The organism is Lysobacter terrae, assembly GCF_054782215.1.
Map to the genome: position 1 here is coordinate 1172069 of NZ_BAAGSX010000001.1, position 20616 is coordinate 1192684.

Here is a 20616-nt window from a genome sequence, read left to right on the forward strand (position 1 = left end):
GATCATCCCGACAAAGCTGCGAAGACGTTCGGCTAACGCTTCCCAGCATGGCGAAAGTTCCTTTGTGGCAGAAGATTCCCGCTTGGCTTCTTGTGCAAGCGATCGGCCGACTGCCGCTTAGCGCCTTGCACAAAGCCGGAAGCATCCTCGGTTGCCTTTCTTGGATGACGCGGTCGAGGAAGCGGCACCGCATAGAAAGCAATCTTGCGCTCGTACTGCCGGAACTTCCCACGCAAAGCAGAACCAGCATCGCCATTGCCTCCATCAAGGAGACATTCAAGCTCCAGCTCGAAGTGTTCGTGGTTTGGTGCTCGCCACGACGAGTGCTGGGCAAAGTTGTCGAGGTGCGAGGACTGAGTTGTCTTGTAGACGCATTGGATTCGCAATCGGCGGTGATTTGCTGCGCCCCGCACTTGGGCAGCCTGGAAGTCATGGCCTCTTGGCTCGCCTCATTCTCGCGGCGCAGGCGATTGGCGATCCTTTACCGGTCTCCGAAGTTCGGAGCGCGGATTCTCGCTTATTGCAGGTCGCGCGCGGACGCAGGTGCTATCCACATCCCGATCGGAACGCGCGGAATTCTCGCGGCATCCAAGCATCTCAAGGCTGGCGGGGTGCTGTGGCTGACGCCCGATCACGTGCCCGAACTGAATATGGGCGCCACGACCGTCGATTTCTTTGGTGTGCCGAAGGAGACGGGAACACTCCTGCCCAGGCTCGCAGAGCGCTTCAATTGCCGGGTTCTGTCGGTCTTCGCGCAGCGATTGCCGAACGGCAAGGGCTTCCGGATACACATCGCTCCGATCACCCTGTCATCGAGTGACACGGACAGCGATTGCGCGGCGTTAAACCAAGCCATCGAAAGCTGTGCCTGCCACTGCATCACCCAGTATCAGTGGAACTACAACATGTTCAAGAAGCGCCCCAGAGCGGCTTAGAACCTCCCCTCAGGTGAAGGCGCCAGCCCCATCCGGTTCACCCGACGTACGAGGCCGTTGCCCCCGGCTGACCCGTACGCGCGGCTCTGCCTCCAGGCCGCGGTCGTAACCGCCGGGGTTCATCGACTGCCAACGCCAGGCGTCGCGGCACATGGCGTCGACATCGAGCCGGGCGCGCCAACCCAGCAGGCTGCGGGCCAGTGAAGGATCGGCGTAGACCTGGGCGACGTCGCCCGGGCGCCGAGCGACGATCTCGTAGGGGATCGTGCAGCCGGATGCTTTCTCGAAGCTGCGCACCAGTTCCAGCACGCTCACGCCCTGCCCCGTACCAAGATTGAGGGTGATGTTCTGGTCCTCGCGCATGAGGTAGTTCAGCGCATCGACATGCGCCTCGGCCAGATCGGTGACGTGGATGTAATCGCGGATACCGGTGCCGTCCGGCGTCGGGTAATCGCCGCCGAAGACGTTCAACTTGCTGCGCCGCCCCGCGGCCACCTGGCAGATGTAAGGCATCAGGTTGTTGGGAGTTCCCGAAGGATGTTCGCCGATCAGGCCGGACGGATGCGCCCCCACCGGATTGAAGTAGCGCAGATTGGCCGCGCGGAAATGTCCATGGGCCTGGCACAGGTCGCCGATCAATTGCTCCATGACGAGCTTGGTGCGGCCATAGGGATTGGTGACGTCCAGCCGTGCGCTCTCGGTAACCGGGACGTGTTCGGGATCGCCGTAGACCGTCGCGGAGGAACTGAACACCAGGCGGTCCACACCTGCGTCGCGCATCGTCTGCAGCAGATTCACCGTGCCGCTGATGTTGTTGTCGAAGTAGGACAGCGGATCCGCGCAGGATTCGCCCACCGCCTTGAGTGCGGCGAAGTGCATGACCGCATCGAAACGATGGCGCGTGAAGAGCCGCTTCAGCGCCGCCTTGCTGCGCAGATCCACGCGTTCGCATTCCACCGGCGCGCCGATGATGCGCTGCAGGCGCAGCAGCACGCGCGGCGAGCTGTTGGCGAAGTTGTCCGCGATGACGATGCGGAATCCCTGCTCCGCCAGGGCGACGCAGGTGTGGCTGCCGATGTAGCCGGCCCCGCCGCAAACGAGGATGCTGATCGGTCCCTTGCCCACCATGCCCAGCCTGCCATTGCTGTCCCGGATTCTTAGGACAACGCGTAACGGCCGCGCTAGCGTCCACCCGGCCGGCGACACATTTCCTTCACACGCCCGCCCTGCTCTCCCTGTCCGCGTTGGCACGCAATTGGCGTTACCCAGGGAACCGATGCCGCCAACGCGCGCATCCGACCCGGACGTCGACCTTGGGGAGGTCCTGCTTGGCAACCACTGCATCCTTGGCCGCGCTCGACAAGGTGCGCATCGCCATCATCGGCCTTGGCTATGTCGGTCTTCCGCTTGCCGTTGCGTTCGGCCGGAAGTTTTCGACCGTCGGTTTCGACATCGATGCCGCTCGCGTCGCGGAACTGAGGAACCATCACGACCACACGCGCGAAGTCAGCAGCGACGAACTGCGCGACGCGCAGCGGCTTGAATTCAGCAGCGATCCCGCCGCGCTGGCGGGCTGCGACGTCTTCATCGTCACCGTTCCGACGCCGATCGACGAGTACAAGCGGCCGGACCTGCGTCCGCTCGAGTCGGCGAGCCGCACCGTGGGTCGTGCCATCCAGCCCGGTGGCGTCGTCGTGTACGAGTCCACCGTCTACCCGGGCGCGACCGAGGAAATCTGCATCCCGATCGTCGAGCGCGAGTCCGGCCTGGCGTTCAACCAGGACTTCTACGCCGGCTACAGCCCGGAGCGCATCAATCCCGGCGACCCGCAGCACCGCCTGGAAACGATCAAGAAGGTCACCTCCGGTTCCACGCCGGAAGTGGCCGATTTCGTGGACGGCCTCTATGGCCGGATCATTTCGGCCGGCACGCACAAGGCGTCGAGCATCCGCGTGGCGGAGGCCGCCAAGGTCATCGAAAACATCCAGCGCGATGTGAACATCGCGTTGATCAACGAACTCGCGCTGATCTTCCACCGCCTGGAGATCGACACGCATGAAGTGCTGGAAGCCGCGGGAACGAAGTGGAACTTCCTGCCGTTCCGCCCCGGCCTGGTCGGCGGCCATTGCATCGGCGTCGATCCGTATTACCTGACCCACAAGGCGCAGCAGATCGGCTACCACGCCGACATGATCCTGGCCGGACGCCGGATCAACGACAGCATGGGCAGCCATGTCGCGCGTCGCGTGGTGAAGCTCATGCGCCAACGCAACCAGGACATGACCCAGGCGCGCGTACTGATCCTGGGCCTGGCTTTCAAGGAAAACTGCCCGGATCTGCGCAATACCAAGGTCATCGACATCGTCCGCGAACTGCGCTGCTACAACGCCGAGGTCGATGTCCACGATCCGTGGGTGAATGCCGAACACGCGCACGCCGAGTACGGCGTGCACCTGATTCCCGAACCGCAGATGGGCCGCTATAGCGCCGTGGTCCTGGCGGTCGCGCACGGCGAATTCGTCGCGATGGGCCCTGAGCGCATTCGTGCGTTCGGCACGCCCGGTGCCATCGTATTCGACGTCAAGCGGGCGCTGCCGCGCACCGCGGTCGACGGTTGTCTGTGACCGCGATGCGCGTCCTGGTCACCGGCGCGGCGGGTTTCATCGGTGCGAAGCTGAGCGAAGTGCTGCTCGCGCGCGGCGATGAAGTGCTCGGATTCGACAATCTCAATGCTTATTACGATCCCCGCCTGAAACAGGCGCGCCTGGATCGGCTGCTGCCGCATCCGAACTTCCGCTTCATGCGCGGCGCGCTCGAGGACAGCGTGGCGATCGGCGAAGCCTTCGCCGACTTCGCGCCGCAGCGCGTGGTCAATCTCGCCGCGCAAGCCGGCGTGCGCTATTCGCTGGAGAACCCTCGCTCCTACGTCGACAGCAACATCGTCGGTTTCCTGAACGTACTGGAAGCCTGCCGCCACCGCGGCGTCGAGCACCTGGTCTACGCCTCGTCCAGTTCGGTCTACGGCGCGAACCGCAAGCTGCCCTTCTCCGTCGACGACAACGTCGACCATCCGGTGAGCATGTACGCCGCGACGAAGAAGGCCAACGAGCTGATGGCGCATACCTACAGCCACCTGTTCGGTCTGCCGACCACCGGGCTGCGGTTCTTCACCGTATACGGGCCCTGGGGCCGGCCGGACATGGCGCTGTTCCTCTTCACGCGGAAGATCCTGGCCGGCGAGCCGATCGATGTCTTCAATCACGGCCGCCATAGCCGCGACTTCACCTATATCGACGACATCGTCGAGGGCGTGGTGCGCGCGCTCGACCGTGTTCCACAGGCGGATCCGAGCGTCGACGCCGGCGCTTCGCCCGGCCGTTCGAACGCGCCCTACCGCCTCTACAACATCGGCAACCACCAGCCGGTGGAGCTGCTGCGCTACATCGAAGTGCTGGAGGAGTGCCTGGGCCGCAAGGCTGAACGGCGACTCCTGCCCATGCAGCCGGGCGATGTGCCCGACACCTGGGCGGACGTGGACGCACTGCGACGCGATGTCGGCTACTCGCCGACCACACCGGTCGAAACCGGTGTGGCGCGATTCGTCGACTGGTACCGGGAGTACCACCGGGTCTGAGGCGGAAAACCCGGCCCGATGGCCGGTTTCGCCGGGTGATTCCAGGGGTATTTGGCCGGGTGTTTTTGCACTCGGCGTTGTTCAAGAGGGGTCATTAGGAGAACCGTCATGCGCGTCGTGTCTGCCCTTCGGGCCATCGGCCTGTCTTTGCTGCTCGCCGGATGCGCCAGCACCGCGAATCTCACGTCCGGTGCGCCCCCCGCGCCGGCGCCCGCCGACGACTATCAGATCGGCGTCGACGACATGGTCCAGGTATCGGTCTGGCGTAATCCCGAACTCAGCATCACCGCGCCCGTGCGTCCGGACGGAAAGATTTCCGTGCCGCTGGTCGGCGACGTGGTGGCCGGCGGCCGCACGCCCGACGCCGTCGCCAAGGACGTGCAGGACAAGCTCGCGACGTACGTGCGTGAACCCCAGGTGACGGTCATCCTCACCGAGCTGCGCAGCCACGAATATCTGTCGCGCGTCCGCGTGACCGGTGCGGTGCGTACGCCGGTTTCGATTCCCTATCGGCAGGGCATGACGGTGCTCGACGCGGTGCTCGCCGCGGGCGGCGTCACCGAGTTCGCCGCGCCGGACCGCTCCAGCCTGCATCGCGTGAACGGCAGCAGCGCGCAGGCGTTCGAAGTCCAGCTCGATCACATCCTCAAGAGCGGCGATCTCAGCACCAACTACAAGGTCGCCCCCGGCGACGTGATCACGGTGCCGGAGCGGATCCTGTGAATACCAGCTACAGGCAACTGACCCTGCCCGGACCCTCGTCCGAGCGCTTGCCGACTATCGCTCTGCTGTCGCTCGCGCGCAAGGAATTCCTGCGTTACCTGTTGCCGCTCGCCACCATCTTCGCGGGCATTGCACTGTTGTTCCTGGCCTGGGGACTGCTCAATCCGCCGACCTACCAGTCTTCGGCGACCGTGCTCGTGCAGGACAACGCGGTCATCACGCCACTGATGGAAGGCCGCACGGCCGCGCCCAACGACGCCTCGCGCGCCGTCATTTCGCGCGACGTGCTGTTCGGCCACAGCGTGATGGACGAAGTGCTGCGCGCCGGCGGCTGGGAGCGCGACACGCTGAGCCCGACCGAAAAGGTAAAGCTGGAAAACAACATCATCGATCGCACCGAAGTGACGGTGACCGAACGCACCCCGGTCCGCTCCTCGGATCCGAAGCTGAGCCTGGTGAAGATCACCTATACCGATTCCGATCCGAAGCGTGCCTACGCCGTCGCCCGGCGCTATTCGGAAGCGTTGATCGAACAGGTGCTGCAGTCGCGTGCGCGCGCCAGCAAATCCGCCTACCAGTTCATCGATGCGCAGGTGGACCAGTACCAGAAGGCGCTCTCCGAAGCGGACAGCAAGCTGGAGCAGTACCGCGTCGCCAATCCCGACGCCGTGCCCGGCGTCGACGGCGACGTCGCCTCGCGCATCGGCGAACTACGCCGTGCGGCCGACAACGCCAGCATGGACCTGGCCGATGTGGGCGCGCAGGAACACCAGCTGATGGGCGCGCTATCGCACGAAAGCCAGATCACCACGATCTCGCGTTCGAGCCAGACCAATGCCCAGCTCGCCGGGTTGCAGTCGGAGTACGACCGCCTGCTGCTGAGCTACACGGATCAGCATCCGGACGTGGTCCGCGTGCGCAACCAGATCCGCGAACTGCAAGGCCAGGTGCGCAGCGGTCGCGCCACCGGTGGTTCGGTGCTGCCCGGTTCGACGCCGACGATGAATCCCGTCTACGAGCAACTGCGCACCCAACTCGCCGAAGTACGGCGCCAAGGCGCCGCCGCGGCCTCGCGCGTGGCGACCGCACAGGCCCTGCTGCGAGAGGAATACGAACGCAGCCGCAAGATCACGGAGTCCGGTGGCGAGGTCTCGGCACTCACCCGCGCGCACGACGTCAACAAGGAAATGTACGAAGACCTGTTGAAGCGTCGCGAGAACGCCCGTGTGTCGATGAACCTCGATGCGGATGGCCGCAGCCTCGGCTTCCAGATCCAGGAACCCGCCTCGCTGCCGATACTGCCGGTCGGCCTGCGCCTCATGCACTTCGCCGCGACCGGGCTGGCCGTGGCCGTCTTCGTCCCGCTGCTGTTGCTCTCGCTGCTGGTCAAGCACGATCCGCGGGTCCGCATGCCACTGCAGATCGAACGCGAAGCCGGACTGCCGGTGCTGGGGACGATCCCCATGCACATGAGCCGCGGACAAGCGGAACAGCGGGCGCGGCAATTCCGACTCGGCACCGCCCTGCTCTGCGGTGTGATGCTGATCTATGGCTTGGTCCTCGTGCTGAAAATGGTGGATGTCCTATGAACGACTTCAACCAAACCGCGGCCGAGGCGCTGGCCAAGATGGCCGCGATGGAGCATCGCAGCGTGGTCCGCCGTAGCGAAGCGACCGCGCTGACGCCGGCGCAGTTGGCCGAGCGCTCGATCATTCCCTATCTGGACGGCGCCAATCGCCCGCTGGTGGATTCCTTCCGCGATCTGCGCACCCGGCTGCTGTCGATCGCCAACGAGAACTTCATCACCCTGATCGCGCCCGTGAGCGAAGGCTGCGGTGGCGGATTCGTCGCGCGTAACCTCGCCCTCTCGGTCACCTTCGACCAGTCCAAGACCGCCCTGCTGATCGACTGCAACCTGAGTCGCCCGTCGCAGCACGTCGCCATGAAGGTCGACGTGAGTGCGCACGGCGGCCTGATCAATTATCTCGAAGATCCGGAAGCCGAAGTGGAGTCGATGCTGTACGCCACGGGTATTCCACGGCTCAAGCTCATTCCCGCCGGCCGCTCCAATTACGGCGACATCGAGGCCGAGCATTTTTCCTCGTTCCGCATGCGCCTGCTGCTGGATTCGCTGCGCAGCAGCTACTCCGACCGCTACATCTTCCTGGACAGCCCGCCTGTGCTGGGCGCTCCCGATGCGCGCATGTTGTCGGAGCTCGCCGACGTGGTCGTGCTGGTCGCCGGCTACGGCCGCAACACGGCCGCCGACATCGCGGCGGCCGCGGGCAATTTCGACCCCCGGAAGTTCGCCGGCGTCGTCTTCAATGAAAACGCGTGAACCTGGACGTCATCCCGCCCGCGTGCGCCTGATGCGGCCCGCTGCCCTCGCGATCGGCCTGTTGGCTGCGCTTCCGGTCCAGCATGCGTCGGCGGCGCGCCTGAACTACCGGGTCGAGCTGTCGGCGCTGCACAGCGACAACCTCAACCTGAGCGAAGACAACCAGGCCAAGGAGTCGGTCTTCTACCCGCGCCTGATCTTCGATTTCAAGGAGGAAGGCTCCACGGTGGAAGTGCAGGCCCGCGGCGACATGGAGCGGCGCCATTACACCGGCAACCGATACGACGACGAGACGCGTGCCGCGTTCGCCGGCCAGCTCAACTGGTCGATCTTTCCGCAACGCATGAACCTGGTCGCCGAGGACTACCTCAGCGACGAGCCGATCAATTTCCGCGACGGCCGCTATCCGGGCAACCTGCAACGCGTCAACGTATTCCTGGTCGGCCCGAGTTTCTTCGCCCGCTTCAGCGACGCCACGCGCCTGCAGGTGGACCTGCGTGGCGCCGACACCTACGCGGAAGTCTCGCGCGGGTTCGACAGCCGGCGCTATAGCGTCGCGGCGGCACTGGAACACGACCTGAGTCCGACGGCACAGGTCTCCGTGCATGTCGCGTCGACCCGCATCGATCTGGACGACAACACCGAAACGGTCGACTACACGCGGCAGGACGGCTATTTCCGTTACGACGGCAACCTGCGCAATATCGAATACGAGATCGACCTGGGGCATTCGCGCCTGAACCGCAACGGCGCGGACGACGTGACGAGCCCACTGGTTCGGGCCACCGCGATGTGGCGAATCAACCAGCAGAACCGGCTTGGGCTCCGGATACGGAAACAGTTCGCCGACGACGTCCAGGATCTGGTCGTGCGCTTGAGCGATCCGGACGAAACGCTGGTACCCGACCTGGTGGATCCGTCTTCTTCGCGCGTGACCGCCGGCGTCTACCGCCAGCGCGATGGCGAGGCGGACTTCCGGCACACGGGGGATCGATTCGGATTCCGCGTGCGGCCGTACTATCGCCGGCTGCGCTACATCGAAGGCCTGCTCGACGACCGCAACGAGAGCGGCGTCGTCTCCCAGGTCAGCTATCGGCTGACGCCGCTTACCCGCGTCTACCTCAACGCGTCTTTCCGCAAGCGCGACTTCCAGAACACCGACCGGGAAGACCGCGATCACGTGTATACGCTGGGCGTCGAACAGCAACGCACGCGGCATTGGGGCTGGAGCGCCCAGATCTACCACAACAACCGCGATTCCAATCAGCCCGATCCGGTGTATCAGGAGAAGGCAGTCCAGGTAACTGTCTGGTGGAAACGTTGAGGGAACCTGCGCATGTGGGAGGTATTGCTCTGGAGTACGCTGGTCCTGCTCGCCTATGTGTATGTCGGCTATCCGCTCCTCGCGATCGCCCTCGCGCGGCTGATGCCGCGCGGCGTCGACAAGCAGGCGATCACGCCCGCGATCACCGTGATCATCACGGCGTACAACGAAGAAAAGCACATCGAGCAGAAGATCCGGAACGTTCTTGAGCTGGATTATCCGCGGGACCGGATCGACGTCCTCGTGGCGTCGGACGCCTCCAGCGATGCGACGGATCGGTTGGTGCACGACTTCAAGGCGCCCAACGTCCGGCTGCTGCGTATCGAAGGACGCCTAGGCAAGACGGCCTGCCAGAATTTCGCCGCCGAAGCCGCGACGGGCGAACTGATCGCGTTCACCGACGCCACGACGCAGATAGATATTGGCGCTCTGCGGGCGATGGCGAGCAATTTCCACGATCCTGGCGTGGGCTGCGTCGCCGGCCGCCTGTCGTACGTCGCGCAGCGCAAGGATGCTACCGGGCACGGCGGCACCTCGTACTGGAACTACGAAATCATGCTGCGCATGGCGGAGAGCGCATTGGGTTCGCTGATCGGCGTTTCCGGCTGCCTCTACGCGGTGCGTCGCGAAGCCTACCGTCCGATCGCGCCGGAGCTCATCAGCGACTTCGTCATCGCCATGGTCGTGCGTGCGCAAGGAATGCGCACGGTGCTAGAAGCCGACGCCATCTGCTACGAGGAAACCCTCGACCGGCCCGACCGCGAACTGTCGATGCGGGTGCGCGTGGGCATGCGCAGCCTGGCGGCGCTCGCCAGCCAGAAGCGGTTCCTCAACGTATTCCGCTACGGCGCCTTCGCCTGGCAGCTGTGGTCGCACAAGCTGCTGCGATATCTGTCCCCGGTGTTCTGGTTGGCGGCGCTGATCGCCAACACCGCGCTGGCCCTGCAGGGACGCTATGTATGGTTGCTGGCGCCGCAGCTGGCGCTGCTAGTGCTGGGCGCGATCGGGTTCACGCCGCTGCATGCGCGCGGCAACTCGCGGTGGCTGGCACAGCCGTACTACTTCCTGCTCACCAATCTCGCGTCCGCGGTCAGTCTGTTCCGGTTCCTGCGCGGGGAACGGATCATGACCTGGACGCCGTTGCGCTAGGAGCTCCGATGGCTGCCCACGCCACCCTTTCGCCTTCGCCCAATGCCGTGTCCGAAACCCGGACGCTGCGGCCGGGCGATGCGACCGTGGCAAGCCTCGAAGCCGGCGCGCTCTCGGCGAGTGCCGATCGTCTCGCCGCGCAGGCGGCCGCCACGGGGCCGCAACGTGTGCTGTATGTGGTTTCGCAGTTCCCCAGCCTGTCCGAGACCTTCATCGCGCGCGAGATCCAGGCGCTGGTCGACCTCGGCGTGGATGTGCGCATCCTGTCGCTGAAGTTCCATCGCGAGAAACTCACTCAGCCGCAGGCCGCCGCACTCGCCCATCGCGTGATGTATCCGGCTGGACGCGCACGTACCACTTTCGCCGCGCTGCTGGCGTTCCTGCGCAGGCCAGTGGTCACGGCTTCGTTCGTGCTCACCATGCTGCTGGAGCTGTGGCGGCGTCCGGTGGCGCTGGGCAAGAGCCTGGTCGCGGTCTTCCGCGCGCTCGGCCGCCTCGACGAGATTCGAGGTTTCGCACCGCAGCTGATCCATGCGCCCTGGGCCACGTATCCGGCCACCGTCGCCTGGCTGCTGTCGCGTCAGCTCGACCTGCCTTTCAGCTTCACCAGCCGCGCGCACGACATCTTCATCGAAGATCACATGATGGCGCGCAAGCTCGAAAGCGCCGCGCTGGCCGTCACCATCACGCAATTCAACCAGCGTTTCATGGCACGTTGGATGCGCGCGCCGGGTTCCGTTCCGGTGCACGTGATCCACTCCGCGCTCAACCTGCCCGACCTGCCCTTCGTTCGCACCGGGCGCCAGCCGCTGAAGCTGCTTTCGGTCGGCCGGCTCGTGCCCATGAAGGGCTTCGACATTCTCATTACGGCGCTTGCGCAACTGCGCGAGCGCGGCATCGAAGTCAGCTGCACGATCATTGGCGAGGGACCGGAACGCGGGCGATTGGAGCACTTGCGCTCGACGCTGGGCCTGGAATCGGTCGTCGCTCTACCCGGCGCGATGCCGCAGGGCGACGTCGTCCGGCATATGACCGATGCCACGCTGATGGTGCTGCCGTGCGTGGTCGCGAAGAACGGACAGTCGGATGGCATTCCGAACGTGCTCATGGAGTCGATGGCCACGGGATTGCCGGTCGTGAGTACGCGCATCTCCGGGATTCCCGAGCTGATCGAGGACGGCGTAAGCGGCAGTCTGGTCGAAGCGGGCGACGCCGCGGGCCTGGCCGAGGCGATCGAGACCCTGTTGCACGATCCGGACCGACGCGAGTCCTATGCACAGGCCGGGCGACGCAAGGTCGAGCGCGAGTTCGATGTCCGCATCGAAGCCAGGCGATTGTTCGACCTCTTCGGCAATGTAACCGCTAGGCACATGCGTGATGCAGCGCTCGCCACGCAAGGCCGCCAGCGCGTGCTCGTCGTGATCGACAGCATGGAAGTCGGCGGTAGCCAGCGCCAGATCCAGCACTTGCTCGCGGGCCTGGACCGGCAGCGCTGGGAACCCGAGCTGCTTTTTTTCCGCACGGATTCCTTCCTGGTCGATGCGATTCGCCACGACGGCATTCCCGTGCATTTCATCGAGAAGCGCGCTCGTGTGGACCTGCGCTTCCTGCGCGACTACGCGCGGCTGTTGCGCGACCGGAACTACGCGCTGATCCACGCCTACTCCCTGACGGCGGAGCTGTGGACGCTCCCTGCCCGCCTGCTGTCACGGCGGCGCCCCGCGCTCATCGCCTCCGAACGCAGCGCGCAGCGCGACGATCGCCCGACCTGGTACTGGTGGCTCAAGCGCTTCGTACTGGCGCGCAGCGCCGCCGTGATCGCCAACTCGCGTGCCGGTGCGCAGGCCACCGCGCGGCGAACCCGCACGCCCGGAGCCTTGTTCACGACGATCGCCAACGATGTGGGCTTGCCCGACCCGATCGATGCCGACACGCGCGCACGCATCCGCAAGGATCTCGACGTGCCGCAGGGACGGTTGTTCGGGCTGTTCGTCGGCAGGCTCGTACCGGTCAAGAACCTGGCCTGCCTGGTCCGTGCGCTGGCCCTGCTCGAACCCGCGCAACGTCCCTGGATCGCGCTGGTGGGCGACGGTCCACTGCGTGCATCGCTCGCGGAACTGGCGCATGAGCTCGGCGTCTCGGCGGACATCCACTTCCTCGGCGAACGACGCGACGCCACGCGGCTGATGCAGGCGGCGGATTTCCTGGTGTTGCCGTCGCTGTTCGAAGGCACGTCCAACGCGCTGCTGGAGGCCATGGCCGGCGGGTGCCCGGTAGTCGCGTCTGCCGTGGGCGGTAGCGCCGAACTGATCGACCACGGATACACGGGCCTGCTGTTTCCCAGCGACGACGCGCAGGCGTTCGCAGCGGCGATCAAGCGCCTGTTCGACACCGAATTCCGCACCGCTCTGGCGCAGGCGGCACGCCGCCATGTCGAGCAGAACCACAGTCAGGCGGCACTCGCCGCCGCTACCGCACTTGTCTATGAACGTTGCTTGCGCGCAGTTCCGATGCACCCGCCGCATGCGGCGAGCGCATCCGTTGCCGCCAGCACGCCGAAGTGAGCGATCCGATGCGCCTGATCTACGCCCTCCCGATCCTCCTGCTGCCGTATACGGCGCACCTGCCGACCAACGTCAGCGTCGGGGCATCGTTCGCGCTGCTGGCGTTGGCGATGTTGATGGGGCGGCGGGAGCCGTCGCACCTGGCGCGCCAGGGCTATCTTTTCCTGCCGTTGGCGGCGCTGTTCCTGGCGATGCTGATCGGCTTCATCGCCGCGCAGTGGCACGACGTATCGCGTGCGGCCAGGGATCTTCGCGAGGCCAAGGGCGCGGTGCTCTTCCCCTTCCTCTATCTCGCCTATCTGCACTGCGGCCTGGATTTGAAGCGCACCCGCCAACTGATCGTGGTGGTGTTGCTGGTCGCGGTGCTGGCGGGATTCGAAGCGGTATTGCAGGGGCTGAGCTTCGATCTGGGCGCGTTCTCGGAGACGCAGCGGGCGACCGGCCCCTTCGGCGAATTGAAGATGGCCAATCGCGCCGGCGTGTTCTTCGCGATGTTCCTGCCCATGCTGGCGGCGGTGGTGATGCAGCCGCGCCAGGGACAGTTAATACGCTGGGCCGCGATCGGCGGAAGCTTCATCCTCGCGGCGGCGATCCTGTTCACCTATTCGCGGCAGTCGTACCTGATCGGGCTGTTCGTCATCATGATCCTGCTGGTGTGGCGCAGCATTCCCGCCGCCGTGCTCGCCGGCGTGCTGTTGGCGGTGGTGGCGATCGCCTTCATTCCGCGCAGCGTGGTGGAACGCGTGCAACAGACCGAACAGGTCGACGCCGGCGGCGGACTCAGCGTGGACGACAGCACGGCGAGCCGTTTCACCATCTGGGGCGGCACGCTGGACATGCTGCGCGATCATCCGGCCGGCGTCGGCCTGGGGCGATTCAACGACTACATCGGCAACTACACGACCTACGCCGGCAAGGATGCGCACAACGGCTTCCTGCTGACGCTCGCCGAATGCGGACCGCTGGGACTGCTGGCGCTGCTGTGGGTGTTCTGGCGGCTGTGGCGGCTTGCGCGCTGGCTGCGGCGCTCTGCCGCCATTGCCATGCCGGGCGACCTCGCTCTCGAGCGCGGATTCACTTTGGCCATCGTCGCGATGGCGCTCGGCAATCTGTACGGCAGCCCGTTCTTCGACAGCGTCATCATGGCGAACTTCTGGATCCTGTGCGGCCTGATGGAGCGCTACGGCAACATGCGCGCGCACGCCGCCAACGTCGTGGCGCAGGACAAGCAGCGCCGCACGCCTTCGCTGGGACTGCGCTTCCCGCTCGCGGCACGCGCATTGCCGGGCCTGGCGAGGTTCACGGATGCGCGCCATTGAGCCAGCATGCGCCACGCCATAGCCATCGCCTGCGTGCTCGCCAGTTGTGCCGCCGGTGCCGATGCCGCACCTGATGCCGACGCGTGTCCTGGCGGCCGGCTGCCGACCGCTTCCATCCCCATCGCTACCCAGGCCTCTGCGAAGGCGGTCGTCTATTACGTCCGCACCGACGGCGGCGATGCAAAGGAATGCACCGGCCGCGCCGATGCTGCGTATCCCGGCAAAGGCTCGGCGCGTGCCTGCGCCTGGAAGAGTCCCGCCATCGCCCTGCCCCAGGACGCACCGCGGATCGCCGCTGGCGACGTACTGCTGATCGCCGCCGGCACCTATCCGATCGCAAAGCAGCTATCGCCCGTTCCGAGCGGGCTTAGTCCCGCGTTTCCGACGCGTGTCATCGGCAAGCCGGGCAAGCCGCCGAAGCTCGTCGGCATCGATGGCATCTACAGCGTGCTCAGCCTGGAAGGAAGCGACAACGTCGAACTGGGCAATCTCGAAATCACCGACAACAGCGACTGCGTGTACAAGCACACCAGCCCGCAGGTCGCCTGCACCAATGCGATGGCGTGGGCGCGCATCGGGTTGTATGCGCGGGCGTCGCGCGATGTGTGGCTGCACGACCTCGACATCCATGGCATGGCGGCGCGCGGCATCAATGCCGGCGGCCTGCGCAACTGGACGATGGAACGCATCAAGCTCAACCGCAACGGCACCGCCGGCTGGGATGGCAATGTCGATCACGACGGTCCGGGGAATTCGAACTCCGGCCGCATCGTGATCCGCAACATCGAAGTGGCATGGAACGGTTGCGGCGAACGCGTGGCGACGCGCGAGCCCTGGGCCTGCTGGGCGCAGAAGACCGGCGGCTACGGCGACGGCTTCGGCACCGCAGATACCGGTGGCCAATGGCTGATCGAGGACGGCCACTTCCATCACAACACCTCGGACGGCCTCGATCTGCGCTACATGGATGGCGCCGACAGCACGAGCGTCACCCTGCGGCGTATTCGCGCCGAGGCCAACGCCGGCAATCAGGTGAAGGTCAAAGGCAATGCGCTGATCGAGGATTCGGTGCTGGTGGGCTACTGCAGCTTCTTCAAGAACCGCTTCTTCATGACCGACAAGGATCTGTGCCGCGCCGACGGCAGCACCTTGCAGTTGGTGCTAACCGGACACGATGTCGTGACGGTGCGTCGCAACACCATCGCCGGCGAAGGCGCCGTGCAGATCGGCCACAGCGAAGGCGACGAATCGGACCAGGTGGTGATGCTGGACAACCTGGTGATCGGCTTTCCACGATTTCGCGATCCCGCATTGCAGTCCGCCTTTAACGGCGGCAAGAGTCCCGCGTCGAAGCGCTTCGCCGGCAATGCCGCCTGGCGTGTGGCGAAGTGTCCTGCGGATACGCGTTGCGATGCCAATCCGCAGCTCGCTAACTTGACGCTGGCGGCCTTCGATGCACGGCCCGGCAAAGCAAGCACGGGCAAGGCCGGAGCGCCCGCCTGCCACCGGTCGCGATAGCCAACAACGGCGCACTACGGCAAACCGCATGCCATAAGCGTTGGCATGGTTTTAGTCGCGAAATTCGTTATGTGACGCGGGCCGCACTTTCTCGAGCCTCGATTCGCGCGGTTCAGCGCTAGCATCCCGCGCGCCCGCACGCGCACGAGGACACATGAATGGGGCTTTCCCTATTCATCATATTCACGTAGCCAAAAGCACGCTGAATAAAACGGTATTCGCAAGCGGCTGAAGCGCCGCATTCGCACATCGCGAGCGGACCGGGACCGAACTGTGGCCGGTCGCACATCTGCCCCTTACCCCCCTCCGTAGAGTCCGCCCCCGGCCATGGGAGGGAGCTCTTGGCCATCCCCCATTTGGTCCTACGGAGCAGTTCGCCGATGTCTTTGTCTCTCGCCCACAGCCGCAAGCTGTCCAAGCTTTTCGTTTCGCTTTCTTTCGGCCTGGCCGCCATCGGTTCCGCTCAGGCCGCGACGTACTACGTGCGCGCCGACGGTGGTGACGCTTCGCAATGCAATGGTCGCGCCGATGCGGCGTACCCGGGCAGCGGTACCGCGCAGAACTGCGCGTGGAAGAATCCCAATATCGCGCTGCCCAATTCTGGCTCTGCGCGCATCGTCGGCGGCGACACGCTGATGATCGGCGCCGGCACCTACCAGATCGGCAGCGGCGGCTACATGCAGAAGGTGCCCAGCGGCACCACGACCGCGAAGACCCGCATCATCGGCAAGACCGGCACCAAGCTGGTCGGCATCGGCGGCATCCACCGCGTGCTCAACCTCGACGGCAGCTCCAACGTCGAAGTCGGCAACCTCGAAATCACCGACAACAGCGACTGCGTCTACAACCACTCGCAGGCTTCGGCCGCGTGCACCAGCAGCATGCCGTGGGCCCGCGTGGGTATCTATGCGCGTGCTTCGAACAACGTGTGGCTGCACGACATCAACGTCCATGGCATGGCCAAGAACGGCTTCAACGCCGGCGGCCTGAGCAACTGGACCATGGAGCGCGTCAAGATCAACAAGAACGGCGCCGCGGGCTGGGATGGCAACATCGGCACCGGCGCTTCCAACTCCGGCAAGATGGTCATGCGCGACATCGAAATCGCTTGGAACGGCTGCGGTGAGCGCGTGTCGACCGGCGAGCCGTGGGCATGCTGGGCGCAGCAGACCGGCGGCTACGGCGACGGCTTCGGCACCACCGACACCGCCGGCGACTGGCTGATCGAAGACGCCTTCATCCACCACAACACCTCCGACGGCCTCGACCTGCGCTACATGGACGGCGCGGACACCACCAAGGTGACCCTGCGTCGCATCTACTCGGTCGCCAACGCCGGCAACCAGGTCAAGATCAAGGGCAACTCGCTGATCGAGAACTCGGTGCTGGTCGGCCAGTGCACCTACTTCCGCGGCAAGTACTACATGACCGAAGGCGATCTGTGCCGCGCCTACGGCAGCTCGCTGCTGTTGATCCTGACCGGCAACGACGTCGCCACCGTGCGCCACAACACCATCGCCGGTGAAGGCGACGCGCAGATCGCCTACGGCGAAGGCGCTTCGACCGACAAGGTCTACGTGCAGAACAACCTCGTGGTCGGCTTCCCGTACTACGCCAACACGTCCAGCAACACTTCGATGGCCGCTGGCAGTGCGCCGGCCGTGAAGTCGTTCTCGGGCAACATGGGCTGGAACGTTCGCAGCTGCGCCTCGGGCAGCACCTGCACGCAGAATCCGCAGCTGAAGAACATGACCCTGGCCTCGTTCGACGCCGAGCCCAACTCCGGCAGCCCGGTGATCGACAAGGCGCCGATGATCAGCGCGGTGACAACCGACTTCGTGATGGGCAAGCGTCCGACCGGCGCTGCCAATGACGTGGGTGCTTACGAATTCGGTGCGGGCGCTTCCACGCCGACTCCGACGCCGACTCCCACCCCGACGCCGACCTGCACGCACGCTGCACCGACCCTGACGATGTCGGGTCCGACTGCCGCTGTGGCCGCCGGTGCGACCAACAGCTACGCGATCAGCCTGAAGAACAACGACAGCGCCGGTTGCACCACCACCTCGTTCGCTCTGGCCCGCACGGTTCCCACGGGTTGGACGGGCACGCTGTCGGCCGCTTCGGTCGCGCTGGCTCCGGGTGCCACGGGCAATGCCACCCTTGCGGTGACCTCGCCTGCTTCGGCCGCCGCGGGCAGCTACGGCCTCGGCGTCGGCGCCAGCAGCAGCGTTGGCAGCACGCACACCAAGAGCGCGTCCGCTACTTACTCGGTGGCCGCTCCGGCGGGTCTGGTCGAAGCGCTGAGCACCAGCAAGGCGACCTACACGGCCGGTGAAACGGTCTCGATCACGGCTCGCGTGACCAAGGGCGGTGTGGCGGTCTCGGGTGCGACGGTGAACTTCACGGCCCTCAAGCCGAACAAGATCAACACCATCGAGCTGCACGGCACCACCGACGCCAACGGCTACGCTCGTGTGTCCTTCGTGTCGGGCACCGGTTCCAGCTCCATCGGCACCTATGAGCTGACCTCGGCCGCGAGCAGCGGCAGTCTCAGCACGCAGGCGAAGATGACGTTCTCGGTCGCGCAGTAATCCAGCGCAAAGCTGTACCAGCAAAGAGCCCCGGGGATCCGGGGCTCTTTCTTTTTTCTCTTTGCTTTTTTCCCTCGCCCCGCTTGCGGGGAGAGGGACAGCGTCGCGCAGCGACGCAGGGTGAGGGGACGTGTTTGTCGGCGATAGCGCAATCTCGGCACGGGCAGTCGGCACCGGTGGGCAGTCGTGACACGCCGTGAATCCGTCCATGGAGGCTTCTCGGCGGCATCCATGCCGCCGACAGTCACGCCTACCCACCGGCACCGCCTGCCCTCCAGACATCTCGGGTGCGGTGAAGAAAAGCAAAGGCGCGCTCGCCACCGCAACTGAACTGTGACATCGGTCACGCGCGTCCAACGCATCCGATCGCGTTCATTCCCAACGCAATTCCAAATCGCTGCTGAATTTTTTGCCATGCGCAGTGCGCGCAAGCGTACGAGACGCGCATTCGAAATTCATCGCGACGTCGTGCGGGACCGAAGTGTGTCGCATCGCACATATCGCACGGAATCGCATTCGTAGAGTCCGCGCCGGCCTTGGGAGGGAACTCATGGCTTTATCCCCCTTCGCTACCAACGAGTACTGATGACTGCATCCAAGCTTCTTCTCGCCCTTTCCCTTGGTTTCGCCGCAATCGGCTCCGCTCACGCCACGACCTATTACGTCCGTACGGACGGCGGCTCCGCCTCTCAATGCACCGGTCGCTCTGATGCGGCCTATCCCGGCAGCGGCACCGCCCGCGCATGCGCCTGGAAGAATCCCGAAGTCGCCCTGCCCCACTCCGGCACGCGCCTCCTCAAGGGCAGCGACACGCTGGTGATCGGCGCCGGCACCTACAAGATCGGCAGCAGCGGCTACATGCAATCGGTTCCCACCGGCACCTCCACCGCGAAGACGCGGATCATCGGCAAGTCGGGCACCAAGCCCAAGCTGGTGGGCATCGGTGGCATCCACCGCGTGCTCAATCTGGAAGGCAGCTCCTACATCGAGATCGGCAATCTCGAGATCACCGACGGCAGCGATTGCGTCTACAACCACTCGCAGTCCGTCGCGACCTGCACCAGCAGCAAGCCCTGGGCGCGTGTGGGCGTGTACGCCCGCGCTTCGAACAACGTATGGATGCATGACGTGAACATCCACGGCATGGCCAAGAACGGCATCAACGCCGGCGATCTGAGCAACTGGACCCTGCAGCGCGTCAAGATCAACAAGAACGGGGTCGCCGGCTGGGACGGCAACGTCGGCGACAACGGTTCCAACTCCGGCAAGATGGTGTTGAGCGATATCGAAATCGCCTGGAACGGTTGCGGCGAGCGTTCGACCGGCGAAGTCTGGGCCTGCTGGGCGCAGAAGACCGGCGGCTACGGTGACGGCTTCGGCACCACCGATACCGGCGGCCAGTGGCTGGTCGAAGATGCCTTCGTGCATCACAACACCTCCGATGGCCTCGACTTCCGCTACATGGACGGCGCCAGCGGCACCAAGGTGACGATGCGTCGCGTGTACTCGGTCGCCAATGCCGGCAACCAGGTCAAGATCCGCGGCAACTCGCTGATCGAGAACTCGGTGCTGGTCGGTCGCTGCACGTATTTCCGCGGCAAGTACTACATGACCGAGGGCGATCTGTGCCGTGCCTACGGCAGTTCGCTGCTGCTGATCCTGACCGGTGGCGACACCGCGACGGTGCGCCACAACACCATCGCCGGCGAAGGCGACGCGCAGATCGCCTACGGCGAAGGTACGTCGACCGACAAGGTGTACGTGCAGAACAACGTGGTGGTCGGCTTCCCGTACTACGCCAACACGTCCAACAAGACGGCGATGGCGGGCGGCAGCGCACCGGCGGTGAAGTCGTTCTCCGGCAACATGGCCTGGAACGTGAGCAAGTGCCCGAGCGGTACGAAGTGCACGTTGAACCCGAAGCTGACCAACATGACGCTCTCGGGTTTCGATGCCGAACCGCTCTCGGGCAGCCCGGTGATCGACAAGGCGCCGATGATCAGTGCGGTCACGACCGACTTCCTGATGGGCAAGCGCCCCACGGGTGCGGCGAACGACGTAGGCGCATACGAGTACGGCGCTCGCTGACGCAAGCGTCACCGCAGCGGCAAGTCGAGGAGCCCGGGAGCGATCCCGGGCTCCTCTTTTCCGGCGTTCCGGCAGCACGAAATGCCGGAAAAAGTTGGCACGGTTTCCGCCATCGATTTTCGATCTGTGACCCACGCCTCATTCCGGCGAGCCGCGATTTTGGCGGATTAAGCGCCGCGCCTCTGCGCATCGATCGAGGCGAAAAAATCTGAATTGGGAAATTTTCGGGTGCGATTTTGACGTTCCATAACCGTCGCTGAACAGAAAGACGCGCGTCAGGTTCTTAACCGCTTCATACGCGCCTTGCGACCCACGCGAAATCGAAGTGTGGCCGTTCGCACAAACCCCCTGAAACCCCCTCCGTAGAGTCCGCCGCGGTCAACGGTTTGAGGGAGTCGTTGGCCATCCCCCATCGATTTCTATGGAGCGT

The 20616-nt window shown here is 65.0% G+C and carries 14 protein-coding genes; 13 read left to right on the top strand and 1 reads right to left on the bottom strand.

Features of this window, described 5'->3' with window-relative positions; all coding sequences use genetic code 11:
• Nucleotides 1-47: 47 nt before the first annotated feature.
• Complete coding sequence (locus tag ACYVJ8_RS05550; RefSeq protein WP_460710098.1) at nt 48-935, top strand: lysophospholipid acyltransferase family protein; 888 nt, start codon at nt 48-50, stop codon at nt 933-935.
• 9 nt (nt 936-944) lie between these two features.
• On the opposite strand, the gene galE is transcribed toward ACYVJ8_RS05550, so the two are convergent.
• On the bottom strand, nt 945-2063 hold the full coding sequence (gene galE, locus ACYVJ8_RS05555; RefSeq protein WP_460710100.1) for a UDP-glucose 4-epimerase GalE: 1119 nt from the start codon (nt 2061-2063) through the stop codon (nt 945-947).
• Between the two features lie 218 nt (nt 2064-2281).
• Between galE and ACYVJ8_RS05560 the strand changes: the two genes are divergently transcribed.
• The 12 genes from ACYVJ8_RS05560 (at nt 2282) to ACYVJ8_RS05615 (ending at nt 20186) form a co-directional block, all read left to right on the top strand.
• On the top strand, nt 2282-3559 hold the full coding sequence (locus tag ACYVJ8_RS05560; protein ID WP_460711059.1) for a nucleotide sugar dehydrogenase: 1278 nt from the start codon (nt 2282-2284) through the stop codon (nt 3557-3559).
• A gap of 5 nt (nt 3560-3564) precedes the next feature.
• Nucleotides 3565-4569 (top strand): NAD-dependent epimerase, encoded by a 1005-nt coding sequence (locus tag ACYVJ8_RS05565; protein ID WP_460711061.1) that lies wholly within the window; start codon nt 3565-3567, stop codon nt 4567-4569.
• A gap of 108 nt (nt 4570-4677) precedes the next feature.
• Entirely contained in the window at nt 4678-5292 is a 615-nt protein-coding gene (locus ACYVJ8_RS05570; protein ID WP_460710102.1) for an XrtA/PEP-CTERM system exopolysaccharide export protein, read from the top strand.
• Nucleotides 5289-6881, top strand: a complete 1593-nt coding sequence (locus ACYVJ8_RS05575) for an XrtA system polysaccharide chain length determinant (RefSeq protein ID WP_460710104.1) — start codon at nt 5289-5291, stop codon at nt 6879-6881. The genes ACYVJ8_RS05570 and ACYVJ8_RS05575 overlap by 4 nt, the downstream gene beginning before the upstream one ends.
• Nucleotides 6878-7630 (top strand): P-loop NTPase family protein, encoded by a 753-nt coding sequence (locus tag ACYVJ8_RS05580; protein WP_460710106.1) that lies wholly within the window; start codon nt 6878-6880, stop codon nt 7628-7630. The genes ACYVJ8_RS05575 and ACYVJ8_RS05580 overlap by 4 nt, the downstream gene beginning before the upstream one ends.
• Nucleotides 7617-8954, top strand: coding sequence for a hypothetical protein (locus ACYVJ8_RS05585; RefSeq protein ID WP_460710108.1), 1338 nt, complete (start codon nt 7617-7619; stop codon nt 8952-8954). Before ACYVJ8_RS05580 ends, ACYVJ8_RS05585 begins: the two co-directional genes overlap by 14 nt.
• 12 nt (nt 8955-8966) lie before the next feature.
• Nucleotides 8967-10103 (top strand): glycosyltransferase family 2 protein, encoded by a 1137-nt coding sequence (locus tag ACYVJ8_RS05590; protein ID WP_460710110.1) that lies wholly within the window; start codon nt 8967-8969, stop codon nt 10101-10103.
• An 8-nt stretch (nt 10104-10111) separates the two neighbouring features.
• A complete protein-coding gene (locus ACYVJ8_RS05595) occupies nt 10112-12667 on the top strand; it encodes a glycosyltransferase (protein WP_460710112.1) in 2556 nt (851 codons plus the stop codon).
• Entirely contained in the window at nt 12664-13986 is a 1323-nt protein-coding gene (locus ACYVJ8_RS05600) for an O-antigen ligase family protein (protein ID WP_460710114.1), read from the top strand. The genes ACYVJ8_RS05595 and ACYVJ8_RS05600 overlap by 4 nt, the downstream gene beginning before the upstream one ends.
• Before the next feature lie 6 nt (nt 13987-13992).
• Nucleotides 13993-15504 (top strand): hypothetical protein, encoded by a 1512-nt coding sequence (locus tag ACYVJ8_RS05605; RefSeq protein WP_460710116.1) that lies wholly within the window; start codon nt 13993-13995, stop codon nt 15502-15504.
• 380 nt (nt 15505-15884) lie between these two features.
• Nucleotides 15885-18098: a choice-of-anchor Q domain-containing protein gene (locus ACYVJ8_RS05610; protein ID WP_460710118.1), complete on the top strand. Its 2214-nt coding sequence runs from the start codon at nt 15885-15887 to the stop codon at nt 18096-18098.
• Between the two features lie 585 nt (nt 18099-18683).
• Nucleotides 18684-20186, top strand: a complete 1503-nt coding sequence (locus ACYVJ8_RS05615) for a choice-of-anchor Q domain-containing protein (RefSeq protein WP_460710120.1) — start codon at nt 18684-18686, stop codon at nt 20184-20186.
• Nucleotides 20187-20616: the final 430 nt, after the last annotated feature.

Bases quoted from the DNA above. Each gene is read 5' to 3' on its own strand.
- ACYVJ8_RS05570 (WP_460710102.1), top strand. From the start codon at position 4,678: ATGCGCGTCGTGTCTGCCCTTCGGGCCATCGGCCTGTCTTTGCTGCTC.
- ACYVJ8_RS05590 (WP_460710110.1), top strand. From the start codon at position 8,967: ATGTGGGAGGTATTGCTCTGGAGTACGCTGGTCCTGCTCGCCTATGTG.
- ACYVJ8_RS05615 (WP_460710120.1), top strand. From the start codon at position 18,684: ATGACTGCATCCAAGCTTCTTCTCGCCCTTTCCCTTGGTTTCGCCGCA.
- ACYVJ8_RS05565 (WP_460711061.1), top strand. From the start codon at position 3,565: ATGCGCGTCCTGGTCACCGGCGCGGCGGGTTTCATCGGTGCGAAGCTG.
- ACYVJ8_RS05605 (WP_460710116.1), top strand. From the start codon at position 13,993: ATGCGCCACGCCATAGCCATCGCCTGCGTGCTCGCCAGTTGTGCCGCC.
- ACYVJ8_RS05580 (WP_460710106.1), top strand. From the start codon at position 6,878: ATGAACGACTTCAACCAAACCGCGGCCGAGGCGCTGGCCAAGATGGCC.
- ACYVJ8_RS05595 (WP_460710112.1), top strand. From the start codon at position 10,112: ATGGCTGCCCACGCCACCCTTTCGCCTTCGCCCAATGCCGTGTCCGAA.
- galE (WP_460710100.1), bottom strand. From the start codon at position 2,063: ATGGTGGGCAAGGGACCGATCAGCATCCTCGTTTGCGGCGGGGCCGGC.
- ACYVJ8_RS05550 (WP_460710098.1), top strand. From the start codon at position 48: ATGGCGAAAGTTCCTTTGTGGCAGAAGATTCCCGCTTGGCTTCTTGTG.
- ACYVJ8_RS05585 (WP_460710108.1), top strand. From the start codon at position 7,617: ATGAAAACGCGTGAACCTGGACGTCATCCCGCCCGCGTGCGCCTGATG.
- ACYVJ8_RS05610 (WP_460710118.1), top strand. From the start codon at position 15,885: ATGTCTTTGTCTCTCGCCCACAGCCGCAAGCTGTCCAAGCTTTTCGTT.